This is a genomic window from Desulfobotulus alkaliphilus, assembly GCF_007830435.1.
GTDB lineage: Bacteria > Desulfobacterota > Desulfobacteria > Desulfobacterales > ASO4-4 > Desulfobotulus > Desulfobotulus alkaliphilus.
In genome coordinates this window covers 33,630-53,315 of sequence record NZ_VLLC01000024.1, presented here as the reverse complement: position 1 = coordinate 53,315, position 19,686 = coordinate 33,630, and the positions used below count along the sequence as shown (strand labels likewise).

The 19,686-nt window shown below is 51.0% G+C and carries 17 protein-coding genes and 1 other RNA gene; 6 read left to right on the top strand and 12 right to left on the bottom strand.

All coding sequences use genetic code 11. The annotated features are described in order from the left end of the window. Nucleotides 1-198 (top strand): hypothetical protein (locus tag LZ24_RS17645; protein WP_222427636.1); only part of this gene is annotated, 198 nt, incomplete at its 5' end. Between the two features lie 148 nt (nucleotides 199-346). On the opposite strand, the gene proC is transcribed toward LZ24_RS17645, so the two are convergent. Next, nucleotides 347-1,216: a pyrroline-5-carboxylate reductase gene (gene proC, locus LZ24_RS13270; RefSeq protein ID WP_186443145.1), complete on the bottom strand. Its 870-nt coding sequence runs from the start codon at nucleotides 1,214-1,216 to the stop codon at nucleotides 347-349. Nucleotides 1,217-1,584: 368 nt separating this feature from the next. Here proC and LZ24_RS13265 point away from each other — a divergent pair, with 368 nt between their 5' ends. From LZ24_RS13265 to LZ24_RS13250, 4 genes are all read left to right on the top strand, one after another. Continuing rightward, the gene (locus LZ24_RS13265; protein ID WP_144685919.1) at nucleotides 1,585-1,887 is read left to right on the top strand and encodes a YggT family protein; all 303 of its coding nucleotides are present in this window, start codon (nucleotides 1,585-1,587) and stop codon (nucleotides 1,885-1,887) included. A 68-nt stretch (nucleotides 1,888-1,955) separates the two neighbouring features. Beyond that, a complete protein-coding gene (locus LZ24_RS13260; RefSeq protein WP_144685917.1) occupies nucleotides 1,956-3,038 on the top strand; it encodes a type IV pilus twitching motility protein PilT in 1,083 nt (360 codons plus the stop codon). 55 nt (nucleotides 3,039-3,093) lie between these two features. Further along, nucleotides 3,094-4,269, top strand: coding sequence for a type IV pilus twitching motility protein PilT (locus LZ24_RS13255; protein WP_144685915.1), 1,176 nt, complete (start codon nucleotides 3,094-3,096; stop codon nucleotides 4,267-4,269). Continuing rightward, nucleotides 4,269-4,955, top strand: a complete 687-nt coding sequence (locus LZ24_RS13250) for a zinc-ribbon domain-containing protein (RefSeq protein WP_144685912.1) — start codon at nucleotides 4,269-4,271, stop codon at nucleotides 4,953-4,955. The genes LZ24_RS13255 and LZ24_RS13250 overlap by 1 nt, the downstream gene beginning before the upstream one ends. A 70-nt stretch (nucleotides 4,956-5,025) precedes the next feature. Here the strand turns inward: LZ24_RS13250 and LZ24_RS13245 are convergent, their stop codons facing one another. From LZ24_RS13245 to tilS, 4 genes are all read right to left on the bottom strand, one after another. Further along, the gene (locus LZ24_RS13245) at nucleotides 5,026-5,799 is read right to left on the bottom strand and encodes a type III pantothenate kinase (protein WP_144685910.1); all 774 of its coding nucleotides are present in this window, start codon (nucleotides 5,797-5,799) and stop codon (nucleotides 5,026-5,028) included. A 94-nt stretch (nucleotides 5,800-5,893) separates the two neighbouring features. After that, nucleotides 5,894-6,775, bottom strand: coding sequence for a dihydropteroate synthase (gene folP, locus LZ24_RS13240; RefSeq protein ID WP_222427635.1), 882 nt, complete (start codon nucleotides 6,773-6,775; stop codon nucleotides 5,894-5,896). A 95-nt stretch (nucleotides 6,776-6,870) separates the two neighbouring features. Further along, nucleotides 6,871-8,895, bottom strand: coding sequence for an ATP-dependent zinc metalloprotease FtsH (ftsH, locus tag LZ24_RS13235; RefSeq protein ID WP_144685908.1), 2,025 nt, complete (start codon nucleotides 8,893-8,895; stop codon nucleotides 6,871-6,873). A 373-nt stretch (nucleotides 8,896-9,268) separates the two neighbouring features. Next, nucleotides 9,269-10,681 (bottom strand): tRNA lysidine(34) synthetase TilS, encoded by a 1,413-nt coding sequence (gene tilS / locus LZ24_RS13230; RefSeq protein ID WP_144685905.1) that lies wholly within the window; start codon nucleotides 10,679-10,681, stop codon nucleotides 9,269-9,271. A gap of 102 nt (nucleotides 10,682-10,783) precedes the next feature. Here tilS and ffs point away from each other — a divergent pair. Continuing rightward, an RNA gene (ffs, locus tag LZ24_RS13225) (signal recognition particle sRNA small type) lies at nucleotides 10,784-10,882 on the top strand. 43 nt (nucleotides 10,883-10,925) lie between these two features. On the opposite strand, the gene LZ24_RS13220 is transcribed toward ffs, so the two are convergent. From LZ24_RS13220 to LZ24_RS13190, 7 genes are all read right to left on the bottom strand, one after another. Further along, nucleotides 10,926-11,993 carry a sensor domain-containing diguanylate cyclase gene (locus tag LZ24_RS13220; RefSeq protein WP_144685903.1) on the bottom strand — a complete coding sequence of 356 codons (1,068 nt, stop codon included), beginning with the start codon at nucleotides 11,991-11,993 and terminating at the stop codon, nucleotides 10,926-10,928. A gap of 683 nt (nucleotides 11,994-12,676) precedes the next feature. Then, on the bottom strand, nucleotides 12,677-13,555 hold the full coding sequence (speB, locus tag LZ24_RS13215) for an agmatinase (protein ID WP_144685901.1): 879 nt from the start codon (nucleotides 13,553-13,555) through the stop codon (nucleotides 12,677-12,679). 18 nt (nucleotides 13,556-13,573) lie between these two features. Beyond that, complete coding sequence (gene nspC, locus LZ24_RS13210; protein WP_144685899.1) at nucleotides 13,574-14,743, bottom strand: carboxynorspermidine decarboxylase; 1,170 nt, start codon at nucleotides 14,741-14,743, stop codon at nucleotides 13,574-13,576. Next, on the bottom strand, nucleotides 14,743-15,921 hold the full coding sequence (locus LZ24_RS13205; RefSeq protein WP_144685897.1) for a saccharopine dehydrogenase family protein: 1,179 nt from the start codon (nucleotides 15,919-15,921) through the stop codon (nucleotides 14,743-14,745). Before LZ24_RS13205 ends, nspC begins: the two co-directional genes overlap by 1 nt. Before the next feature lie 39 nt (nucleotides 15,922-15,960). Further along, entirely contained in the window at nucleotides 15,961-17,880 is a 1,920-nt protein-coding gene (gene speA / locus LZ24_RS13200) for a biosynthetic arginine decarboxylase (RefSeq protein ID WP_144685895.1), read from the bottom strand. Between the two features lie 72 nt (nucleotides 17,881-17,952). After that, nucleotides 17,953-18,822 (bottom strand): metal ABC transporter permease, encoded by an 870-nt coding sequence (locus LZ24_RS13195; RefSeq protein ID WP_144685892.1) that lies wholly within the window; start codon nucleotides 18,820-18,822, stop codon nucleotides 17,953-17,955. Continuing rightward, nucleotides 18,794-19,585, bottom strand: a complete 792-nt coding sequence (locus LZ24_RS13190; RefSeq protein WP_144685890.1) for a metal ABC transporter ATP-binding protein — start codon at nucleotides 19,583-19,585, stop codon at nucleotides 18,794-18,796. The genes LZ24_RS13195 and LZ24_RS13190 overlap by 29 nt, the downstream gene beginning before the upstream one ends. Nucleotides 19,586-19,686 lie beyond the last annotated feature (101 nt).

Below are 19,686 nucleotides of genomic sequence, written 5' to 3'. Positions count from 1 at the left end.
TCCGCACAGGGCAAGAAGCTCCCGAATAAGATTGCGTCACGGGCAAATAGCCTGGGGCCTGTGCATCTGTCTTGCAGGTATGGTCTTTGGAAAAAGGTGCTGAACAGCAACCCGCGCCGTGTTACGGCGTTTTGTCATAAAGTAACTTTTGAAGTTACTCAGAAGTTACAAAAAATTAAAAAATGCAGAATCCGATGATACTCCTGACTCAGCGATAAAAGAGATTGTCAAATCATACTGTCTGCTGATTGAAAAAACAGTTCGTGACGGTATCCTGTATCTGAACTGTCCTTTGGGCTAAAGATTCATTTTATGCATGAAGGTTACAGAGAGAAAGCATTGTTTATCAGGGAGAGGGTGTTGAAAGCTCCCTCGAGCGGTCCCTTGCCGCAGCAATGGCCTTTACCACAAGGTCTTCAAATCCGGTATTCTGGAATACGGAAATGGCCGCTGCCGTTGTACCTCCCGGTGAGGTCACCCGCTGCCTCAGGGTGGCGGCATCGGCATCTCCTTTTTCCAGCAGCGCTACGGCACCTTTCAGGGTCTGTACCGTGAGTGTCAGACTGTCTTCTTCGGAAAGTCCCATTTCCCTTCCTGCCCGGATCATGGCTTCAGCCATAAGAAAAACATAGGCAGGGCCGGAGCCGGACAGGGCGGTGAGGGCATCCATCAGGGATTCCGGCAGCAGGCAGACCTTGCCCATGGAAGCGGCAAGGGCCATGGCCAGCTCCATGTCCGTATCGCTGGACCGTGCACTCCGGCTGATGCCGGACATGCCGCATCCCACAAGGGCTGGTGTGTTGGGCATGATGCGTATGGGAATGATTTTTTCTTTCTGCTCCGGACTCAGGCTCTCTGTGAGCAGGTTTTCCAGTGTTGCAAGGGCAACGCCTGCAGCGATGGAGATTATTAGTTTTCTGGAAGCTGTCTGACCATAGCGCTTATCTGTGGTCATGGAAGAGATTACCGACGGCAGTTGCTGGGGCTTGACGGCAAGGATGACCATGTCGGATCTGAGAAAAATTTCCATATTGTCATCAAAGGTTGCAATGCCATACTGTCTGCTGATCTGTTGCCTGCGGATTTCGCTGGCATCCGATGCAAGGATTTTTTCCGGAGAAAGTCCGAGGGTGTGACGCAGGGCATGGATCATGGCCTCTGCCATATTGCCTGCACCAATAAAACCCGTGGTTTTTCCGGTAAGCACAGAAGACATGGGGGGGTCCTTTCGGGGTATGGGAAAAGGGACAATATCTAATCTTGTTAAAAAAAAGGTTGTTTTTGACAAAAAATGCCAGCTTTTTTCTGGACATCGCTCTCCCTTGATAATGGAGGTAGATATTTTCATATCAGTTTAGTGGGGCTTAATCCAGTCCGGGATGCGGGATCTGTCCTGATTCTTGACGGTTTCAGGGGCATGCCGTATGCTGCGGCATATGTTTAAGGATTTTTGCAAAAAAAGCATTGCTGACAGATTCTGTCAAAACTGTTTTAAGGTAAAAGGAAAAGAGTTCCTCCTGCTTCTTTAAGGAAGATCAGCAGGGAAAGGATTTCTAAACCATTAACGTAAAGGGTCTTGTCTGTATGTTTTTATTGGGTAATTTTTTTATTGCACTGGCGAAAATAACGGAAATGGTGCTGACCATTTATGTATGGATTCTCATTGCACGGGCTTTATTGTCCTGGGTGAATCCCGATCCTTACAACCCCATTGTACGCTTTTTGCATCAGGTAACAGATCCTGTCATGGACAGGGTGCGCAGGTGGATTCCCCTGCAGTTTGGTGGCATTGATTTTTCACCCATAATCATCATTCTGGGTATTGTTTTTATTCAGCAGATGCTGGTTTCGACCCTTTACAGGATGGGAATGATGATGGGTGGCTGAGGATGGATTTCCGGGGCATGCACCTCTTACCGGGGCATGCATGGCTGTACTCTATGGAGACATGACAAATGGCAAGGATAGACGCTTTTTTCAAACTCATGCATGATCAGGGTGCTTCGGATCTGCATCTTGTGGCAGGGCAGCCGCCTGCCCTGCGGATCAACGGGGATATGGAGAGGGTCAAATACAAGGTGCTGGGCAATGATGAGCTGCGGTCCATGCTGTATGAGATTTGTCCCGAGGATAAGATCAAATCCTTTGAAGAAACGGGGGATGTGGATTTTGGTTATGAAATCCAAGGGCTTGCCCGGTACAGGGCCAACTTTTTTCTCCAGCGTAACGGGGTCGGGGCCGTTTTCAGGGAAATCCCCACCAATATCCTGACGGCGGAACAGCTGGGACTGCCCACGGTGATTTCCAAGCTGGCCCTGCTGCCCCGTGGACTGGTACTGGTCACAGGTCCTACGGGTTCCGGTAAGTCCACCACCCTTGCAGCCATTCTGGATGTGGCCAACCGCCATCGCAAAGATCATATTATCACCGTGGAAGATCCCATCGAATTTGTGCACACCAGCCAGAGTGCCCTCATCAATCACCGGGAGGTGGGCAGCCATACCAAAAGCTTTTCTGCGGCCCTGCGCGGGGCTTTGCGTGAAGACCCGGATGTGATTCTTGTGGGCGAGATGCGGGATCTGGAAACCATCTCCCTGGCCATTGAGGCGGCCAGTACCGGCCATCTTGTACTGGCCACCCTCCATACCAACAGTGCGGCCAAAACCATTGACCGCATCATAGAAGTTTTTCCGGCCAACCAGCAGGCTCAGGTTCGCTCCACCCTTGCAGACAGCATCCGGGCTGTGATTTCCCAGACCCTTTTTAAAAGGGTGGACCAGAAGGGCCGTGTTGCTGCCATGGAGATTCTCATTGCCAATCCTGCGGTGAGAAACCTGATCCGGGAGGGAAAAACCTTCCAGATAGCCTCCATGATTCAGACGGGTAAAAAATACGGCATGCAGCTTTTGGATGATGCCATTATGAATCTTTACACCAAGGGTGTTATCTCTGCCGATGATGCCTATTCCAAATCCAATGAAAAATCCCGTTTTGTCAATTTCCTTAAGAATCCGCCACTGGATTTCACGGAAGTCTGAGATCATTCCTGATGGTTTTAAATCCTGATGGCTTTAAAATGGAAAGGGGAATGTTATGAAAAAGCAGGAAATTGATCATATTCTTACGCAGATGCTGGATTACAGGCAGAATGTGTCGGATCTCAACTTTACCGCAGGCCGCCCGCCACAGGTGGAGAGCGATGGCAGGCTGCTGGGGGTTCCCATGACACCACCACTGCCTTCTCTGACCCCTTATCAGACGGAAATACTGGCCCTGACCCTTGTGGGAAGGAATCGCCGTATGGCCCGCCAGCTGGTTCAGGAGGGTTCCTGTGACCTTTCCTATGGTCTGCCCGGTAAAGCCAGATTCCGTGTGAATGTGTTTTCCCAGTCCGGAGGAAATTATTCCACGGTTCTTCGAAAACTGGAGGCCCGTATTCCCACCATTGATACCCTGAATCTTCCTGACGTGTTCCATAAAATTGCCGCAGAAAAAAACGGGCTGATTTTTGTGACGGGTGCCACGGGTTCCGGTAAATCCACAAGCCTTGCGGCCATGCTGGATGCCATCAACAATACCCAGGAAGTGCATGTGGTCACCCTTGAGGATCCGGTGGAATATCAGCATCCCCAGAAAAAATCCACCTTTAATCAGAGGGAATACGGTGTGGATTTTCCAGACTATGTCACAGGTCTGCGTGCGGCACTCCGTCAGGCTCCCAAGGTGATTCTGGTAGGTGAGATGCGTGACAGGGAGTCCGTGGAAATTGGTCTCAGGGCCGCAGAAACCGGGCATCTGGTACTGACCACTCTGCATACGGTGGATGCGGGAAAAACCATTAACCGTATCATCGGTATGTTTGAGACGGAAGAGGAAAGGCAGATGCGTATCCGCCTGTCCGATTCCGTCAAATGGATTGTGTGTCAGCGTCTTTTGCCCAAGGTGGGGGGGGGGCGGGTCGCAGCCTTTGAAATTCTTGGCACCAGTCTCAGGGTCAAGGACGTGATCATGCACGGCGAATCCGATGGCAAGACCTTTTATGAAATGATTCAGGCGGGTCGGCACCGGGGCTTGTGCACCTTTGATGATTCCATTACCGAGCTTTATGAAAAGGGGCTTGTCACCGAGGCCACGGCGCTGGCCTATGCTTCCAAGAGGGAATCCGTTGCCCGTGGCATTGACCGTGTAAAATCGGCCAGGGGAGAGAAAACAACGGATATAGACAACCTTGAAATTGACCGGACGTATGGTCGCAAGGGAGGGTTCTGATGGCAGGGGAAGATGGGATGGTCTTGGTGTGTGAGGGGTGCGATGCCTCCTTCCGTATCCCCGAGGGTAAGGTGCCTCCGGGTAAAACCGTGGGGATGACCTGCCCGAAATGCTGGCACCGCAGCTCCTTTACGGCACCTTCTGCCGGAAACGGGTGGACTGAAACTGAAGATTCATCCGGGGATGTGGTGGAAAGCGCTTCCGCCAAGGAGGATGAACGCAAGTCCTTTTCCTCTCTGGTTTTTGCCGAAGAGGAGGGGGAGCTGGCCCTGATCTGTGTGGAAGATCCCCAATTGCAAGGACAGATTCAGAAAGCCCTTGAACTGATGGAATATCAGGTGATAGCGGTTAAGGAACCCCACGAAGCCCTTAAAAATCTTCGTATGCATACCTGTAAGCTGGTCATGGTGCATGAGGCCTTCGGCGGGGGAGGCAGTGAACGCAATCCAGTGCTGCTTTATCTGGAACGTCTGCCCATGTCCATGCGCAGGGAAATGTTTGCGGTGATGCTTTCTGAACGTCACAGCACCCTGGATTCCCTCATGGCTTTTATCCGGAGTGTCAATATGGTGATGAATGTACGCCATCTGCCCGATCTTGAGGGCTTTCTCCGTCAGGGGCTGGCAGATCATCAGCGCTTTTATGAGGTTTTTCTTGATGCCTTAAGGGAAAGCGGACGGGTCTGAGCGGAACAGGCTGATTCTTCCGGACAAGCTTCCTTTGGCCCCGCCTCTGACAGGGCGGGGTTTTTGTTGTTTATTCCATTCTTTCACTCAGGAGACGAAGGCCCTCCAGTGTGAGGTTGCTGTCCACTACTTCAATGGTGCGGGATACTGCCTGCATAAGGGGAGCAAGGCCACCGGTGGCGATGACTTTTAGCGGAGCTGGTAGTTCTTCACGGATTTTTTCCACCATACCGTCCACCAGAGCGGCGTATCCATGTATTATGCCGGATTTCAGGCTGCTTTCCGTATCTTTGCCTATCACCTTTGAAGGAGGGTTGAACAGGGCAACTCTGGGCAGTTTGGAGGCCCGCTGGAAAAGGGCATCCGCAGCAATTGCAATTCCTGGAGAGATGGCTCCTCCGAGATATTCTCCTGCTTCTGAAATGACATCAAAGGTCGTTGCCGTGCCAAAATCAATGACTATAAGTGCCTGGGGATATCGATGGTAAGCGGCAACGCTGTTGACAATGCGGTCGGCACCTACTTCTGAGGGATTGGTGTAGAGGATGGGCATCCATCCTTTGACGGAATCCGCATCAACCCAGTGGGGTGGGGGGGCCTGTATATGGCGGCGACAGAAGGCATCCAGTACCGGAACCATAGGCGGGACAACGCATGAAATTATGGTTTTCCGGATTTCTTTAAGGGGGATGGCGGCATCTTCAAAGAGGTTTTTCACCAGAACATAAAATTCATCCGCCGTGGTATCCCGTTTGGATGGGATGCGCCAGTCTTTATGAAGTATTGTTTCCTCGAAAACCCCAATGACAGTATTGGTGTTTCCAACATCGATGACCAGCAGCATGGAACCTCCTCATGGTGTTTTGGAAAATTGCGTGGCAAGATTCCAGCAAACAGAACTTTTTGTCAAGCGGCATCTGCCTGACTCAGAATGTTTTTTACGGGAATGTTCCGGAAGGTGCAGCATTGCATATGGCTGTATAAACTTGCAGCGCAGAACGGGTGGCTGCCACATCATGGATTCTCAGTATGGATGCACCGCTTTGAAAACCTGCAATACTGGTGGCCAGCGTTCCGGCCAGAACCTCCATTGAAAGTACATCCGGCTCCTGTTTATGGCTGGCAGAAAGGGTCCGGATGAATTTTTTACGGGAAGTACCCAGCAAAAGTGGGAAGCCAAGGGTATTAAGTGTGCTGAGGTTGGCCAGCAGCTTAAGATTGTCCTGCAGGTTTTTTCCGAAACCGATTCCGGGGTCCAGAACAATGCGATTGGCAGCTATCCCACTTTTCAGGGCCTGTTCGCTTTTTGTACGCAGATAGTCTGACACTTCCCTGACCACATCGCTGTAACGGGGTTGAAGCTGCATGGTTGCCGGAGTGCCCTGCATGTGCATGAGAACAATGGCTGCACCTGTGTCTGTACAAAGGGGCAGCATGTCCGGGTCTTCCAGTGCTGATATGTCGTTGATAATATCTGCGCCTGCTTCAATGGCTGCTTTAGCCACGCTGGCTTTGCGGGTATCGATGGAGATGGGCAGGTTCGTTTCCCGCCTCAGTTCCCGGATCAGAGGGATGACCCGCCGGCATTCTTCTTCTGCAGACACTGGCGTGGAAAAGGGGCGGGTTGATTCTCCTCCCACATCCAGAATATCGGCACCATGATCAATTATATCTCTGGCATGGGTCAGTGCCTTTTCCAGAGCCATAAAACGGCCTCCGTCGGAAAAGGAGTCCGGGGTGCAGTTGATAATGCCCATGAGTGCACAGCGCCCTTTTATGGAAAGGGTTGTTCTTGCTGTCTGAAGCATGAGTTCCGGCATGGAATCTCCTGTAATGAAAATATACGGGCCTTTTTCTGCCTGAGAAGGCTGGAAAAAGGCCCGTATGAATATGCTTGATAACCGATTTTCAAAGATCAGGACCGGGTGTCGTCATCCTGTTTTTTATCTCTGTCTTCTTCCTGCTGTCCGGGTTCTTCAGGCTCAGGACTGTCATTTCCGTCCTGTTTGTCATCCTGATTTTCATCTCCTGAATCCGGACTGATTCCGTCTTTTCCCTGTCCGGTATAGTTTTCCGGCCCTTTGCGTTCCGGTGCGTCGTAGAGATTGTCGTCCTCGTCCATTTCCGGCAGATGGGAGGGAAAGATAATATCCGGGCGTATGGTTAAAATCAGATCATCCAGTTCTTTTCCGGAAACAGTTTCCTTGTCGAGAAGCATGGCTGAAAGTTTGTGCAGTATTTCAAGGTTATCCTTAAGTACTTCCAGGGCGTTCTGGTAGGCATTATGGATAAGGCTGGAAATTTCATAATCAATTTTTCTCGCTGTCTCATCGGAATAATCCCGGTTCTGACCAATGTCCCGGCCAAGAAAAATCTGTTCATCTCCCTTGGCATAGGAAATGGGGCCAAGGTCATCGCTCATGCCCCAGGAGCGAACCATGCGCTGAGCCACATCAGTTGCCTGCTTGATGTCATTGGATGCACCTGTGCTGATGCGCTTGAAGATGATTTCTTCGGCAGCCCGTCCGCCAAAGGCGACGGACAGTCCGCTGATCAGCTGGTCCTTGTAGCGGAATACACTTTCATCGGGAAGAAACCATGTGATACCGGCAGCCCGTCCCCTTGGGATAATGGTGATCTTGTTCACAGGATCCGTAAATGGCAGAAGCCTTGCAACAAGGGCGTGGCCAGCTTCATGGTAGGCCGTTACCTTTTTTTCCTCTTCACTCATGACATTGGATTTACGCTCAAGGCCCATGTAAACTTTATCCTTGGCATCTTCAAAGTCCTTCATGTCCAGGAAATCCTTGTCCCGCTTGGCAGCTATCAGGGCGGCTTCATTGACCATGTTTTCGAGATCTGCACCGGAAAAGCCGGGGGTGCCTTTGGCCAGCACCTTAATATTCACATCTTTTCCTATGGGGGATTTTTTCATGTGAACGCGCAGAATGGCCTCTCTGCCTGCAATATCAGGCAGGGGAACCACAACCTGCCGGTCAAAACGGCCGGGCCGCAGAAGGGCAGGATCGAGAACATCGGGTCTGTTGGTGGCGGCGATGAGTATGACTCCCTCATTGGATTCAAAGCCATCCATTTCCACCAGCATCTGATTAAGGGTCTGCTCCCTTTCATCGTGTCCACCACCAAGGCCGGCACCCCTCTGGCGGCCTACTGCGTCAATTTCATCGATGAAGATTATGCAGGGGGCATTTTTCTTGCCCTGATTGAAAAGATCCCGGACACGGGAAGCACCGACACCCACAAACATTTCCACAAAATCGGAACCGGAAATACTGAAAAAAGGAACTCCTGCCTCTCCGGCAACGGCCCGGGCCAGTAGGGTTTTGCCTGTTCCGGGAGATCCTGTAAGCAGAACACCCTTTGGAATACGTCCGCCGAGGCGGGTAAACTTTTTGGGATCCTTAAGAAAGTCTACAATTTCTTCAAGCTCTTCCTTGGCTTCTTCCACACCTGCCACATCCACAAATGTGACCCTTGTGGTATTTTCATCCATGAGCCGTGCCTTGCTCTTACCAAAACTCATGGCCTTGCCGCCTCCGCCCTGCATCTGGCGCATGAAAAAGATCCAGACACCTATCAGCAGAAGCATGGGAAGCCAGGAAACCAGTACTGTAAGAAACCATGGAGATTCCGCAGGAGGTCTGGCTTTAATGGCAACACCTTTGGTACGGAGCATGGGAATGAGTTCCGTATCGTCTGGGGCATAAACCTTGAAACGCTGGTTGGTCGGTGTGACCACCAGAAGATCATTGCCCTGTATGGTGACATTGGAGACCTGGTCTCTGTCCACCATGGCTAGAAATTCGGAATATCCAATACTTTCCTCGGCATACTGGGGCTGGTTAAAGATGTTGTAAAGCATGATCATCATGAGAATGATGACGAGCCACAGAGAAAGATTTTTGTAAAATGGGTTCAAAGCGCCCTCCCGGAGCGTGGATGTTTGTCCGCAAAATAAAGGTTGGATGGAAAAAATTTCCGGGCCATGTAATCAGGAATGAATTGTAATCTTTTTAATACTATCCTTGACAAGCCGCAAAAAAAACCTTTTACCTGATACGGATGAAACAGCGGATTTTTTACCATATATGGAATTGCCTTATGACAAAACGTCCTGCATATAATAATCACAATCCTGCATCAGGCAAGTCAGCCCGGGTGTATATAGCCCGCTGGCTCCCTTGTGCAGGGCAATCTGGCCTTCATTGTCTTCAGGATAAACTGAATACAACGAATATCCCTATTCCTATAACACACCCGGTGGAATTTCGTGAAGGTTCTTCATGTTTTTTTTAAAGTTTTTCATCATACCATAAAAGCCATACAGGCCTGTCATTGGAGTTTTCAGCCTTGTTTTTTTCATCCGGTGGCAGCCCCGGTACCCATATGATACCTTCTTTTACTGCAATAACAGGCCTTTTTCGGCGAAGCTCTTTTGGGACTTTTTTTTCTGAAAACAGACGCATCAGTTTTCTGCTTCCTCCCCGGCCCCATGGATGCATGCGATCGCCCGGCAGGGGGGCACGGATGGTCAGCGGAAACAGCCGGTCTGAAAGCGATGTGTACATATCCGCAGGAGTATTGGATGGCTGCTGATCTAAAATCTCAAGTCTTCCGAAATCATGGGGAAGGAGAATGCTTGCGGGCAGCTTTTCAGGCAGATGCAGTTCCTTTGAAAAAAAAGGCAGAGGGCTTTCTTTTTTTCTCAGGGGATGTCCTGTTTTTTTGATTTCAAGGATGTTTTGGGAAAGCCTGACAAGAATTTTCCCTGGAAGATGAAGCTCGCTGGACTCTGTGGATTGAAGGGCCTTATGCATGGCTTCTATATGGGGCTGGCCCATGGCCTGCAGGTGCCCCTGTATGCGGAAGATGGCATGGCGCAGAACACGGGCCTGATGTCCGGGAAGAAGCTTTGACAGCTCGTTTTTGTCCATGCTGACGGAATTCCCGTTTTCCTTTAGCAACAGCCTGCCGTATGTTTTTTCCGCCATGGTGTTCATCCATCTGTTCTCTTCAGCGGCTATGTCTCCTGTCCGCAGAAGCGCTTTGCGGATGGCGGGATTGAAATTCTCTTCCAGAAGGGGAATGAGCTGGTGCCGGATGCGGTTGCGCAGAAAGCGGGTATCCCTGTTGGAAGGATCTTCCTTCCAGGAAAGTCCTTTGGTCTGAAGGTAGGTGATGATAGGCTCACGCTCCGTGGTAATCAGGGGTCTTACAATGAATCCATCCCGCACCGCAGGAATTCCCTCAAGGCCGTCAGGACCGCAGCCCCGGACCAGATTCATGAGGATCTGCTCTCTCCTGTCGTCTGCATGGTGGGCTGTGGCAATCCGGGTATAATTTTTCGTTTTCATTAAAAAATGAAAGAAGTCATACCGGGCTGCGCGACCAGCCTCTTCGCAACCGAGGCCGGGATGCTCCCTTTCAAGGCAGGCTTTGCGGCTGTGGAAGGGCATGCCAAGCCGTGCTGCCTGATCGGCCACAAAGGATTCTTCTTCATCCGCTTCGGGCCTGAGACCATGGTTCAGATGGGCAACTCCCATAAAAGCACCATGCAGGTCTTTGAGATCTGAAAGGCCATGGAGCAGGGCCATGGAGTCGGCGCCACCGGACACGGCGATCAGGATACTGTCTTCCTTATGCCACATTTTGTGGATGGTAAGGGTCGTGATAATTTTTTTTAGGAAAAAAGACTGCGTATTCAAGAGTGGTTTATGCTTTCTTTTAAAAACTAAGTGAAGAATGTCTTGTCAAGAAGCTTATGGGGCTGTATATTCCCCGAGTGAATGAGCCTCCAGGGGTATCCTGACCGGCCGCTGCGTAACATACCATCATGAACCTCGTCAGATCCGGAAGGAAGCAGCGATAAGTGAAACGGTATGTGTCGTGGATCGATCCCGGTCAGGATACCCTTGGAGGTTTGTTTTATTTAGCCTTTGTAAATTTACCTTAAGCGTTTTCATTTCCTTCCTCTGCCCAGGAAACAACACTGTTTTTCCCCCTTTTTTTTGCCTTGTACATGGCCTGGTCCGCAAGGAGAAGCAATTGTTTTCTGGTGACGGCATCATCAGGATAAATAGCAAAGCCCAGACTGGCAGTTACATGTACAGGGGGCTGCGGATCTGATTGCAGGAAGGGTGTTCTGCGGATGGCGTTTAGTATTTTCGTACATTTTTCATGGGCATCTATTCTGTTGCAGTCAGGAAAGATCATCACATACTCATCTCCCCCGTATTTTATTACAATATCTTTTTTACTCAGAGCTGCTTTTACGGTTTGTCCTACTTCACGGAGAACCTCTGAGCCCATCAGGTGTCCTCTTGTATCGACAACTGTTTTGAAGTGATCCATATCCATAAAAACCACAGCCGCTTTTTTATTTTCAGTGTGTAGCGCATGGAGCATTTTTTCTAAAAGTTCATGCATGTATCTGGCATTGTACAGGCCTGTATATTCATCTGTAATGCTGAGAAGACGAATGTGGTCCAGGAACTGGGCATTTCTTATGGCAATGGCTGCGTAATCCGCAAGCAGCGTCAAAATGGGGAGATGCAGTTCTTTAAAAATTTTTACGTCTTCAAGGTTAAGAATTTCAATGACGCCAAGAACTTTACCATGGATGCACAGGGGAAGACAGAAGGCGGACCGGGTTTCAAAGCCGGTGACGGCATCAATGCCCGGGAAAAAACGGGGGTCATTCTTTACGGATGGTACAAAGAGGGACTCTCCGCTTTCAGCCACATACCCGGCAATCCCTCTGCCCTTTTCAATGGTGACATCCGAAAGGAATTCTTTATCAATACCAACAATAATTTTAAAGCTCAACTCACCGCTCTCTTCGTTTCGAAGCAGCAGAGACCAGTGCTCAGCTGCAACAAAACTGCTGATTTTTTCCATGATCAGCTGTAGGATTTCGTTGAGATCCAGGGTGGATGTCAGGGTTTTTCCTACCTCAAGGCAGGCCAGCAGTGCCTTGGATTCAAGTGGCTGATTCATTTCTTCTGCCAGAGGCCCCATGTGTTTTCCGTTTCTTTTCTGTTTTACCAGTTATGATTTTTTATTGGGAATTTGATGATTTTTTGCGTGCAAACCAAGAAATCAGTATCAGATTTCAAATTACAGGCAAAGGGAAAGATTTTCAAGCTGGTTGAAAGGTGCATTATTATATCCGGGTGTTTTATGTCGAGGGTAAATCACTGAATTTATGGATATGAAATTTTATGGGTGCTGTAGGTTTTTAAGAAGATGTTCTGAAAGTATGGGGGGAGGGTTATCGCCGGGTGTCCTGGTCGAAGGGACACCCAGCCTGGCAGGTATTTGGCGAGTTATATGGATGGGACCGGAATGATTTCCGGTTTTAAGTGGGCTAGGTTACCTTGTTAAGGATAACCCGACCGGGGCAGGTCATTGAATCACTTGGATTCGTAGTATTGTATTGCATCTTGCGTGCCATGTTTTAGGTGTTTTGTGTTTTTATAGTGTTTGTATTTGAAAACATTGCTTTTATTTTTTTGAAGCAAGGCCTGGTCTATGATTTGATGTTTTTTCTGGTACTGAATAAGGTTCTTTTTTTCGGAAAAGGAAAAAAAGATTGGATAAAAAAGATGCAGCAGGCGAAGTGGCGGATACAAAAGAGCCGATGTTCACTATTGCCGAACGCTGTGTTGCCCAGATAAAAAACCATTTCCGGACTTGGTGGTTCAGGGAAGTCTGGATTGTCTCTGAATCATTCCCATGGTCTGATAAATCAGGTGAGCCGCTGTAAAATCCGAATGATGCAGGCCATCAATGGGGGCCAGTTCCACGCAGTCAAAACCGATAATTCTGCGTCCGGATACGGATTTCGCTATAACATCAAGGGTCTGATACCAGGACAGGCCTCCGGGTACAGGCGTGCCAGTGGCCGGCATCACCGTAGGATCGATGCCATCCACATCAATGGTAAGCCAGATACGTTCAGGGAAATCATGGGGCAGAAGGTTATTCGGAATACCTGAAAGGGCAATGGCCGATGCATCCAGATGTGCCACAGGAAAGGCCTCCCTGAAGTCCGCTTCTTCGGAGGACAGGGCACGGACTCCCACCTGAAATACACTATGACCAAGATCCAGTGCCCTGCGCATTACGGATGCATGGCTGTAGGGGTTCCCCTCATAGGCATCCCTTAGATCCGCATGGGCATCAATCTGTACGATGCCGATTTCTCCAAAAACTTCCTTTGCAGCCATGAGTCCGCCCAGTGTCACGGTGTGTTCCCCCCCTAAAAGTACGGGAATGCCATATCTGGAAAAAACACTGTCACAGGCTTTGGCAATACGGGAAAGCACCTTGGCGGGGGAAGATTCGCAGGCCACGGGCGGATGGGTCCATATGCCAAGATTTGCAGGCTCATCCACACCGTCAAAACGTTCCAGCTGGTCCGAAGCTTTTAATATGGCCGAAGGTCCCATGGCCGTGCCTCCGCCATAGGATACACTGGCTTCCCATGGTACGGGAATGACATGAAAGAGGCATTTGTCCGGGTTGTTTCCCGGATTTTCACTAGCCATAAAAAAAGGATAGGCGTTGTTATTTTCCATTAAAAAACTTCCTTATCTTCATCCCAGTCTGGTTTTAAAGTCCTGATACCCGAATTTTCGTTCCAGATGCATTTTTCCTTCCATGTCCATGCGGTAGATGGAAGGCAGGGGAATGCCGTTGAAGGTATTGGTTTTAACCATGGAGTAGTGGGCCATGTCCGTGAAGACCAGCCGGTCTCCCACGGCAAGGGGGGCGTCAAAGCTGTAGCGGCCGATGTTGTCCCCGGCAAGGCAGGAAAGACCGCCTAACTGGTATGTATGGGCTTTTTCTCCCTCTTCTCCGGCTCCGATGATCTGCGGCCTGTAGGGCATTTCCAGCACATCGGGCATGTGACAGGTGGCGGAGCTGTCCAGGATGGCGTGGGTATCCGGGCCTGAGCCTGCGATGTCCAGCACCTCGGCCACAAGAAAGCCCGTGTCCAGGGCAATGGCTTCTCCCGGTTCCAGATACACGGGGATATTGTTGAAGCGTTTTCTGAAATCCGTGATCAGGCGGCAGAGCTTTTCCAGATCATAGTCCTGTCTTGAAATATGGTGACCGCCACCGAAGTTCACCCATTTCATGGAGGGGATGAATTCTCCGAAGTGCTGAACAAAGCCTTCCAGAACGATTTCAAGTTCGTGGCTGTTCTGCTCGCAGAGGGCATGAAAATGTAGTCCATCTATGCCCTCAAGCATATCCGGCCTGAAATCCTTTGGCCTGACTCCCAGCCGGGAGCCGGGTGCACAGGGATCGTAGATGGCAACCCTGCCAACGGAGCGCTCCGGGTTCACCCTGATTCCGCAGCTGATTTTCCTGGGGGCTGACATCACCATGGGTTTAAAACGCTCCCACAGGGAAAAGGAGTTGAAGACCAGATGATCTGTGATGGAAAGAAAGCTTTCCATGTCCTCTTTGCTGAAGGCCGCGGCAAAGGCGTGCACCTCGCCGCCAAAGGCTTCCTTTCCAAGCATGGCCTCATGCACGGAGCTGGCGCAGGTCCCATCAAGGCTTTTTCGGATCAGGGGAAAGGTGGAGAACATGGAAAAACCCTTCAAAGCCAGAAGGATGTGACATCCTGTCCGCTCCTTTACCTCCCGCAGGCGGGCAAGGTTTTTTTCTATGCGCCTTTCATCCACCACAAAGGCGGGTGTGGAGATGTCGTGGGGGTCAAAGCCCAGGGCTTTTCCAAGGAAGTCCGTCAGCATTAGAGAATCACTTCCTTCCAGGGCAGTCCGTGAAGGTTCAGGGCTTCCATGAAAGGATCGGGGTCCAGCTCTTCCATGTTGAAAACACCCTTGCCCGTCCATTTACCGGAGAGCATCATTTTGGCACCGATCATGGCCGGAACCCCCGTGGTGTAGGAGATGGCCTGGGAACCCACTTCAGCATAGGCCTCTTCATGGCTGCAGATATTATAGATATAGACGGTTTTTTCTTTGCCGTCTTTTATACCCTTCATGAGGCAGCCGATGCAGGTACGCCCCTTGGTAAGGGGGCCAAGACTTCCCGGATCGGGGAGAACGGCTTTTAAAAATTCAATGGGGGCAATCTGCTGGCCCTTGATTTCCACCGGATCAATGCGTGTCATGCCCACATTTTCAAGGACTTTCAGGTGAGTAAGGTAGGCATCGGAAAAGGTCATCCAGAAGCGTGCCCTTTTCAGGCCTTTCAGATGCCTTACCAAAGATTCCAGTTCCTCGTGGTAGAGGAGGAAGCATTTTTTAGGGCCGATTCCTTCGGGAAAATCATAGGTCATGGACCAGGAAAGGGGATCGGTCTCCACCCATTCGCCCCTTTCCCAGTACCGGCCCCTCTGGGTGATTTCCCGGATATTGATTTCCGGGTTGAAATTGGTGGCAAAGGGCTGGCCATGGTCCCCTGCGTTGCAGTCGATGATGTCCAGGGTATGGATTTCATCAAAGTGATGCTTTTGGGCATAGGCACAGAAAACATTGGTGACACCGGGGTCAAAGCCGCTGCCGAGAAGGGCCATGAGGCCTTTTTCCTTGAATCGGTCCTGATAGGCCCACTGCCATTTATACTCAAATTTTGCCACATCCGGGGGCTCGTAGTTGGCCGTATCCAGATAGTGTACGCCGGTTTCAAGGCAGGCGTCCATGATGGCAAGATCCTGATAGGGCAGGGCCACGTTGATGACCATTTCCGGCTGAAACTGACGGATCAGGGCCACGGTATCCACCACCCTGTCCGCATCCAGAGCAGCCGTCTGTATGGGGCGTTTTAACTGGGCGGCAATGCGGTCGCATTTTTCCTTTGTGCGGCTTGCAAGCATGATTTCGGAAAAAATGTCGGGAAGCTGGGCGCATTTGTGGGCCACCACCTGACCGACACCGCCGGCACCGATAATTAAAACCCTGGACATTGGTTACCTCCCTTGTTTTTTTTGCTCGTTTTTAAGGTCTCAGCGTTCATAGTAGGTGTATCCCAGTAAGCCCGTTTCATAGGCTTTCATGACCTTGTAGCGGTCTTCAACGCTGATGAATCCGGCCTTGATGGCCATTTCTGCCGTATGCCGGAAACGTTCAGCCATGGCTTTGGGGCTGTATTCCACATAACTCAGAACATCGGCCACGGAATCCCCTTCCATTTCCTTGACATAATCAAGGGTACCGTCTTCCCGGATACGGACACTGACCACATTGGTATCCCCGAAAAGGTTGTGCAGATCCCCAAGGGTTTCCTGATAGGCACCCACCAGAAAGGCACCGAGATAATACTCCTCATCGGGCCGGAGTTCGTGCAGGGGCAGGGATCTTCTGACACCATGGATGTCAATGAAGCTGTCCAGTTTGCCGTCGCAGTCGCAGGTGATGTCTGCAATGACGGCGTTGCGTGTGGGTTTTTCCAGCAGCCTGTGAATGGGCATGATAGGAAAGATATGGTCAATGGCCCAGGCATCGGGGAGGCTCTGGAAAACACTCAGGTTGCCATAGTAGATGTCTGCGAGGGCATCATCCAGCTCACTGAGTTCCGGTGGAATGCGTTTGAGTTTTTTCACGTCCTGGGCAATGGTGTGGATGATGTGCCAGAAAATGGTTTCACCGAGGGAGCGCTCCCGTAAGGTAACGGCGCCATGCTGAAAACGCTGGCGCAGTTCATCCCTGTAATAGATGGCATCGTTGAAGCATTCCTGAAGATTGCGCAGGGTCAGGGAATGCAGAACATCCACCAGATTGACAATCACATCCGGTGCATCTTCGGGGATATCACTGAGAAAGGGCTGGGGTTCCAGACGGCTGACATCGAGAATGTTGAAAAGAAGCACGGAATAATAGGCTACCGTGGCCCTGCCGGATTCCGTAATGATGGTAGGATGTTCCAGTTCTTCCTCATCCATAACACCCATGACGGTTTCCACAATGTCCGCGCAGTACTCATCAATGCTGTAGTTGCGGGAGTTGGAGAAGTTGGTGTGGGAGCCGTCGTAGTCCACCGCAAGCCCGCCGCCAAGGTCCAGATAGCCCATGGGTGCCCCTTCGCTGATAAGACCCGCATAAATGCGGCAGGCTTCCAGTACGGCATTACGGATATCCCGGATGTTGGGTATCTGGGAACCTAGATGATAGTGAAGGAGCTGGAGGCAGTCCAGCATGTCAACTTCCCGGAGTCTGTCCACAAGGCCCACAACCTGGGTGGTATCAAGGCCGAAAATGCTGCGGTCTCCTCCGGAGTCCGTCCAGTGACCGCCAGCCTTGGAAGCCAGTTTGATGCGGATTCCGATCAGGGGCCGAACCTCAATGATGGCAGCCCTTTCAAGGATGAGTTCCAGTTCTCCGGGCATCTCCACCACAAGGAAGCAGGGGAAGCCCATCTTGCAGGCCCAGAGGGCCAGATCCACAAATTCCTCGTCCTTGTAGCCGTTGCAGATGATGCAGGCCTCGGGGTCTTTAAGGAAGGAGAGGGCGGCAATGAGTTCTGCCTTGGAACCGGCTTCAAGGCCGTGATGGTAGCGGGCACCGAAGCTGGCCACCTCTTCCACCACCTGTTTCTGCTGGTTGACCTTGATGGGATAGACGCCCCTGAAATTCCCCCTGTATCCTGCATTTTTAATGGCAAGGGCAAAGGCATTGTGCAGGCATGAGATCTGGGAATCCAGAATGTTCTCTATGCGCAGCAGCACGGGCATTTCCTTGCCCCTTGCCCGGATGCCTTCTATGAGTTTGGGGATGCTGATGCTCAGATCCTTACGGTCAGGAATGGGGGTGATGATAACCTCGCCATCCTGGGAAATGTCGAAATAACCGGCACCCCAGTTGCGTACGCCGTAAAGATCCAGCGCATTTTCCAGGGCCCAGCGGTCAAGGGAGTTTTTTTCGAGCAATTCCAGATCCTTTTTTTCTTTAATGTTGTGTGTTTAAGGCTCGGAGAGACAAAAACTCCGGGGCCTCGTGTTTTATTTTGAGTGAAGGGTGGTTTTGTTCAGCCTGCCATCAATGAAACGGTAGATCAGCAGGCAGAGATAGCTGGCCGCAGCCAGCACCACAATGACAGGACCTGTGGGCAGATCCGTTTCAAAGCTTAAGGCAATACCTCCTGTGGTAAAGCCCATGGAAAAAAGAACGGCAAGCCCCATCATGCCGGCAAGGCTCCGGGAGAGCTGGCCGGCGATGGCTGCGGGCAGGGTCAGCATGGCAATGACCAGCACAATACCCACCACCCGGATTAAAAGAACAATACTTAAAGCTGTGAGAACAAGGAGCATGAAATAATAAAAATGGGCGGGAACCCCCCTGAGTTCCAGAAATTCCTCGTCAAAGCATACGGCCACAAGCTTGTTGTAGAAAAGCACGACCATCAGGATGATGAAGGCAGCCATGATGCCCATGAGCTGAAGGTCGGCGGGTCCTATCATGAGGATGTTACCGAAGAGAAAACTCATGGGATCAATGTATCCCGATGTCCTTGCCATGAAAAGAAGACCAATGGCCATGCCCACAGCCCAGAGGGCATTGATGACCGTATCCTCCCTCTGTCCTGCCCTGAGGCTGACCAGGCCTATGATAAAGGCCGCCATCAGGGCTGCCATCAGGGCACCCGTAAGGGGCGTCCACAAAATGGAATCGCTCCTTTCCTGCATGAAAAGCGCAAAGCCGATACCGCCCAGCACACAGTGGGCAATGGCTCCGGCAATGGTGCTGATGCGTCTGGCCACCACATAGGAGCCCACCACGCCGAAGCTGATGCTGGACAGAATTCCCGCAGCAAAGGCATAACGCAGAAAAACGATATCCGGGTCAAAGAGAACGCTGATCAGGGATGACATGGGTATGCCCTTTTTCCGTGCAGCGGTGGTCGTGCCGGACCATCTGCATGCTGCAGTTATAAATATCCTGAATGGCCGTTCCCGTGAGTTCCGATGTGGGATGCACCACCACTTTTCTGTTGACGCAGAGAACGCTCTTTACAAGGGCACTGACAAAACCCATGTCATGGGAAACCATGATTACGGTAATTTTTTCTGAAAGCTCTTCCAGAAGGGCCATGAAACGGCTTTCCGTCTGGGAATCCACATTGGCCGTGGGTTCATCCAGAAGCAGAAGTTCCGGTTCGCAGGCAAGGGCCCTTGCAATCATAACCCTCTGCTTCTGGCCTCCGGACAGATCGGAAAAGGGACGATCCGCCAGAGTATCCATTTCCACATGGGCAAGGCATTCCATGGCCTTGCTGCGGTCCTTTTTATCCGGCCAGCCCAGAAAGCCCCGAATGCCGCCGCGACCCAGACGGCCCATGAGTACCACTTCCCGGACTGTAATGGGAAAATCGGGATCAAAGTGCAGGTACTGGGGCATGTATCCGATTCTGGGACGGGCGTAGAGGGGCTTTTTTCCAAAGAGACTTACGCTGCCTGAAGACGGGGTCAGCATGCCGGTCATGAGTTTTAAAAGGGTGGTTTTTCCCCCGCCATTGGGGCCGACCATGGCAACCAGTTCCCTTGCATGGATGTCAAAACTGACATCATCCAGTACGGGAATGCTGTTTTCATAAGAGAAGCTGACCTGCTGAAAAGAGACAGGGAGTTTGTCCATGGGGCCTCGCATCCAGGAGAGATTGCCGGTCTCTGGTGCCGGGCTGTGTTTTCAGATAAGCCCGGTACAGGCCGGGATGGTGAAGACAAAGGCGGCGGGCC

Coding starts and splice junctions, on each gene's coding strand:
- LZ24_RS13260 (WP_144685917.1), top strand. CDS start 1,956: ATGGCAAGGATAGACGCTTTTTTCAAACTCATGCATGATCAGGGTGCT.
- LZ24_RS13205 (WP_144685897.1), bottom strand. CDS start 15,921: ATGTCCAGGGTTTTAATTATCGGTGCCGGCGGTGTCGGTCAGGTGGTG.
- LZ24_RS13245 (WP_144685910.1), bottom strand. CDS start 5,799: ATGCTGCTGGTCATCGATGTTGGAAACACCAATACTGTCATTGGGGTT.
- LZ24_RS13265 (WP_144685919.1), top strand. CDS start 1,585: ATGTTTTTATTGGGTAATTTTTTTATTGCACTGGCGAAAATAACGGAA.
- LZ24_RS13195 (WP_144685892.1), bottom strand. CDS start 18,822: ATGTCATCCCTGATCAGCGTTCTCTTTGACCCGGATATCGTTTTTCTG.
- nspC (WP_144685899.1), bottom strand. CDS start 14,743: ATGCTGACGGACTTCCTTGGAAAAGCCCTGGGCTTTGACCCCCACGAC.
- LZ24_RS13190 (WP_144685890.1), bottom strand. CDS start 19,585: ATGGACAAACTCCCTGTCTCTTTTCAGCAGGTCAGCTTCTCTTATGAA.
- folP (WP_222427635.1), bottom strand. CDS start 6,775: ATGCCGGAACTCATGCTTCAGACAGCAAGAACAACCCTTTCCATAAAA.
- speB (WP_144685901.1), bottom strand. CDS start 13,555: ATGGAAAATAACAACGCCTATCCTTTTTTTATGGCTAGTGAAAATCCG.
- LZ24_RS13250 (WP_144685912.1), top strand. CDS start 4,269: ATGGCAGGGGAAGATGGGATGGTCTTGGTGTGTGAGGGGTGCGATGCC.
- LZ24_RS13255 (WP_144685915.1), top strand. CDS start 3,094: ATGAAAAAGCAGGAAATTGATCATATTCTTACGCAGATGCTGGATTAC.
- proC (WP_186443145.1), bottom strand. CDS start 1,216: ATGTCTTCTGTGCTTACCGGAAAAACCACGGGTTTTATTGGTGCAGGC.
- LZ24_RS13220 (WP_144685903.1), bottom strand. CDS start 11,993: ATGGGGCCTCTGGCAGAAGAAATGAATCAGCCACTTGAATCCAAGGCA.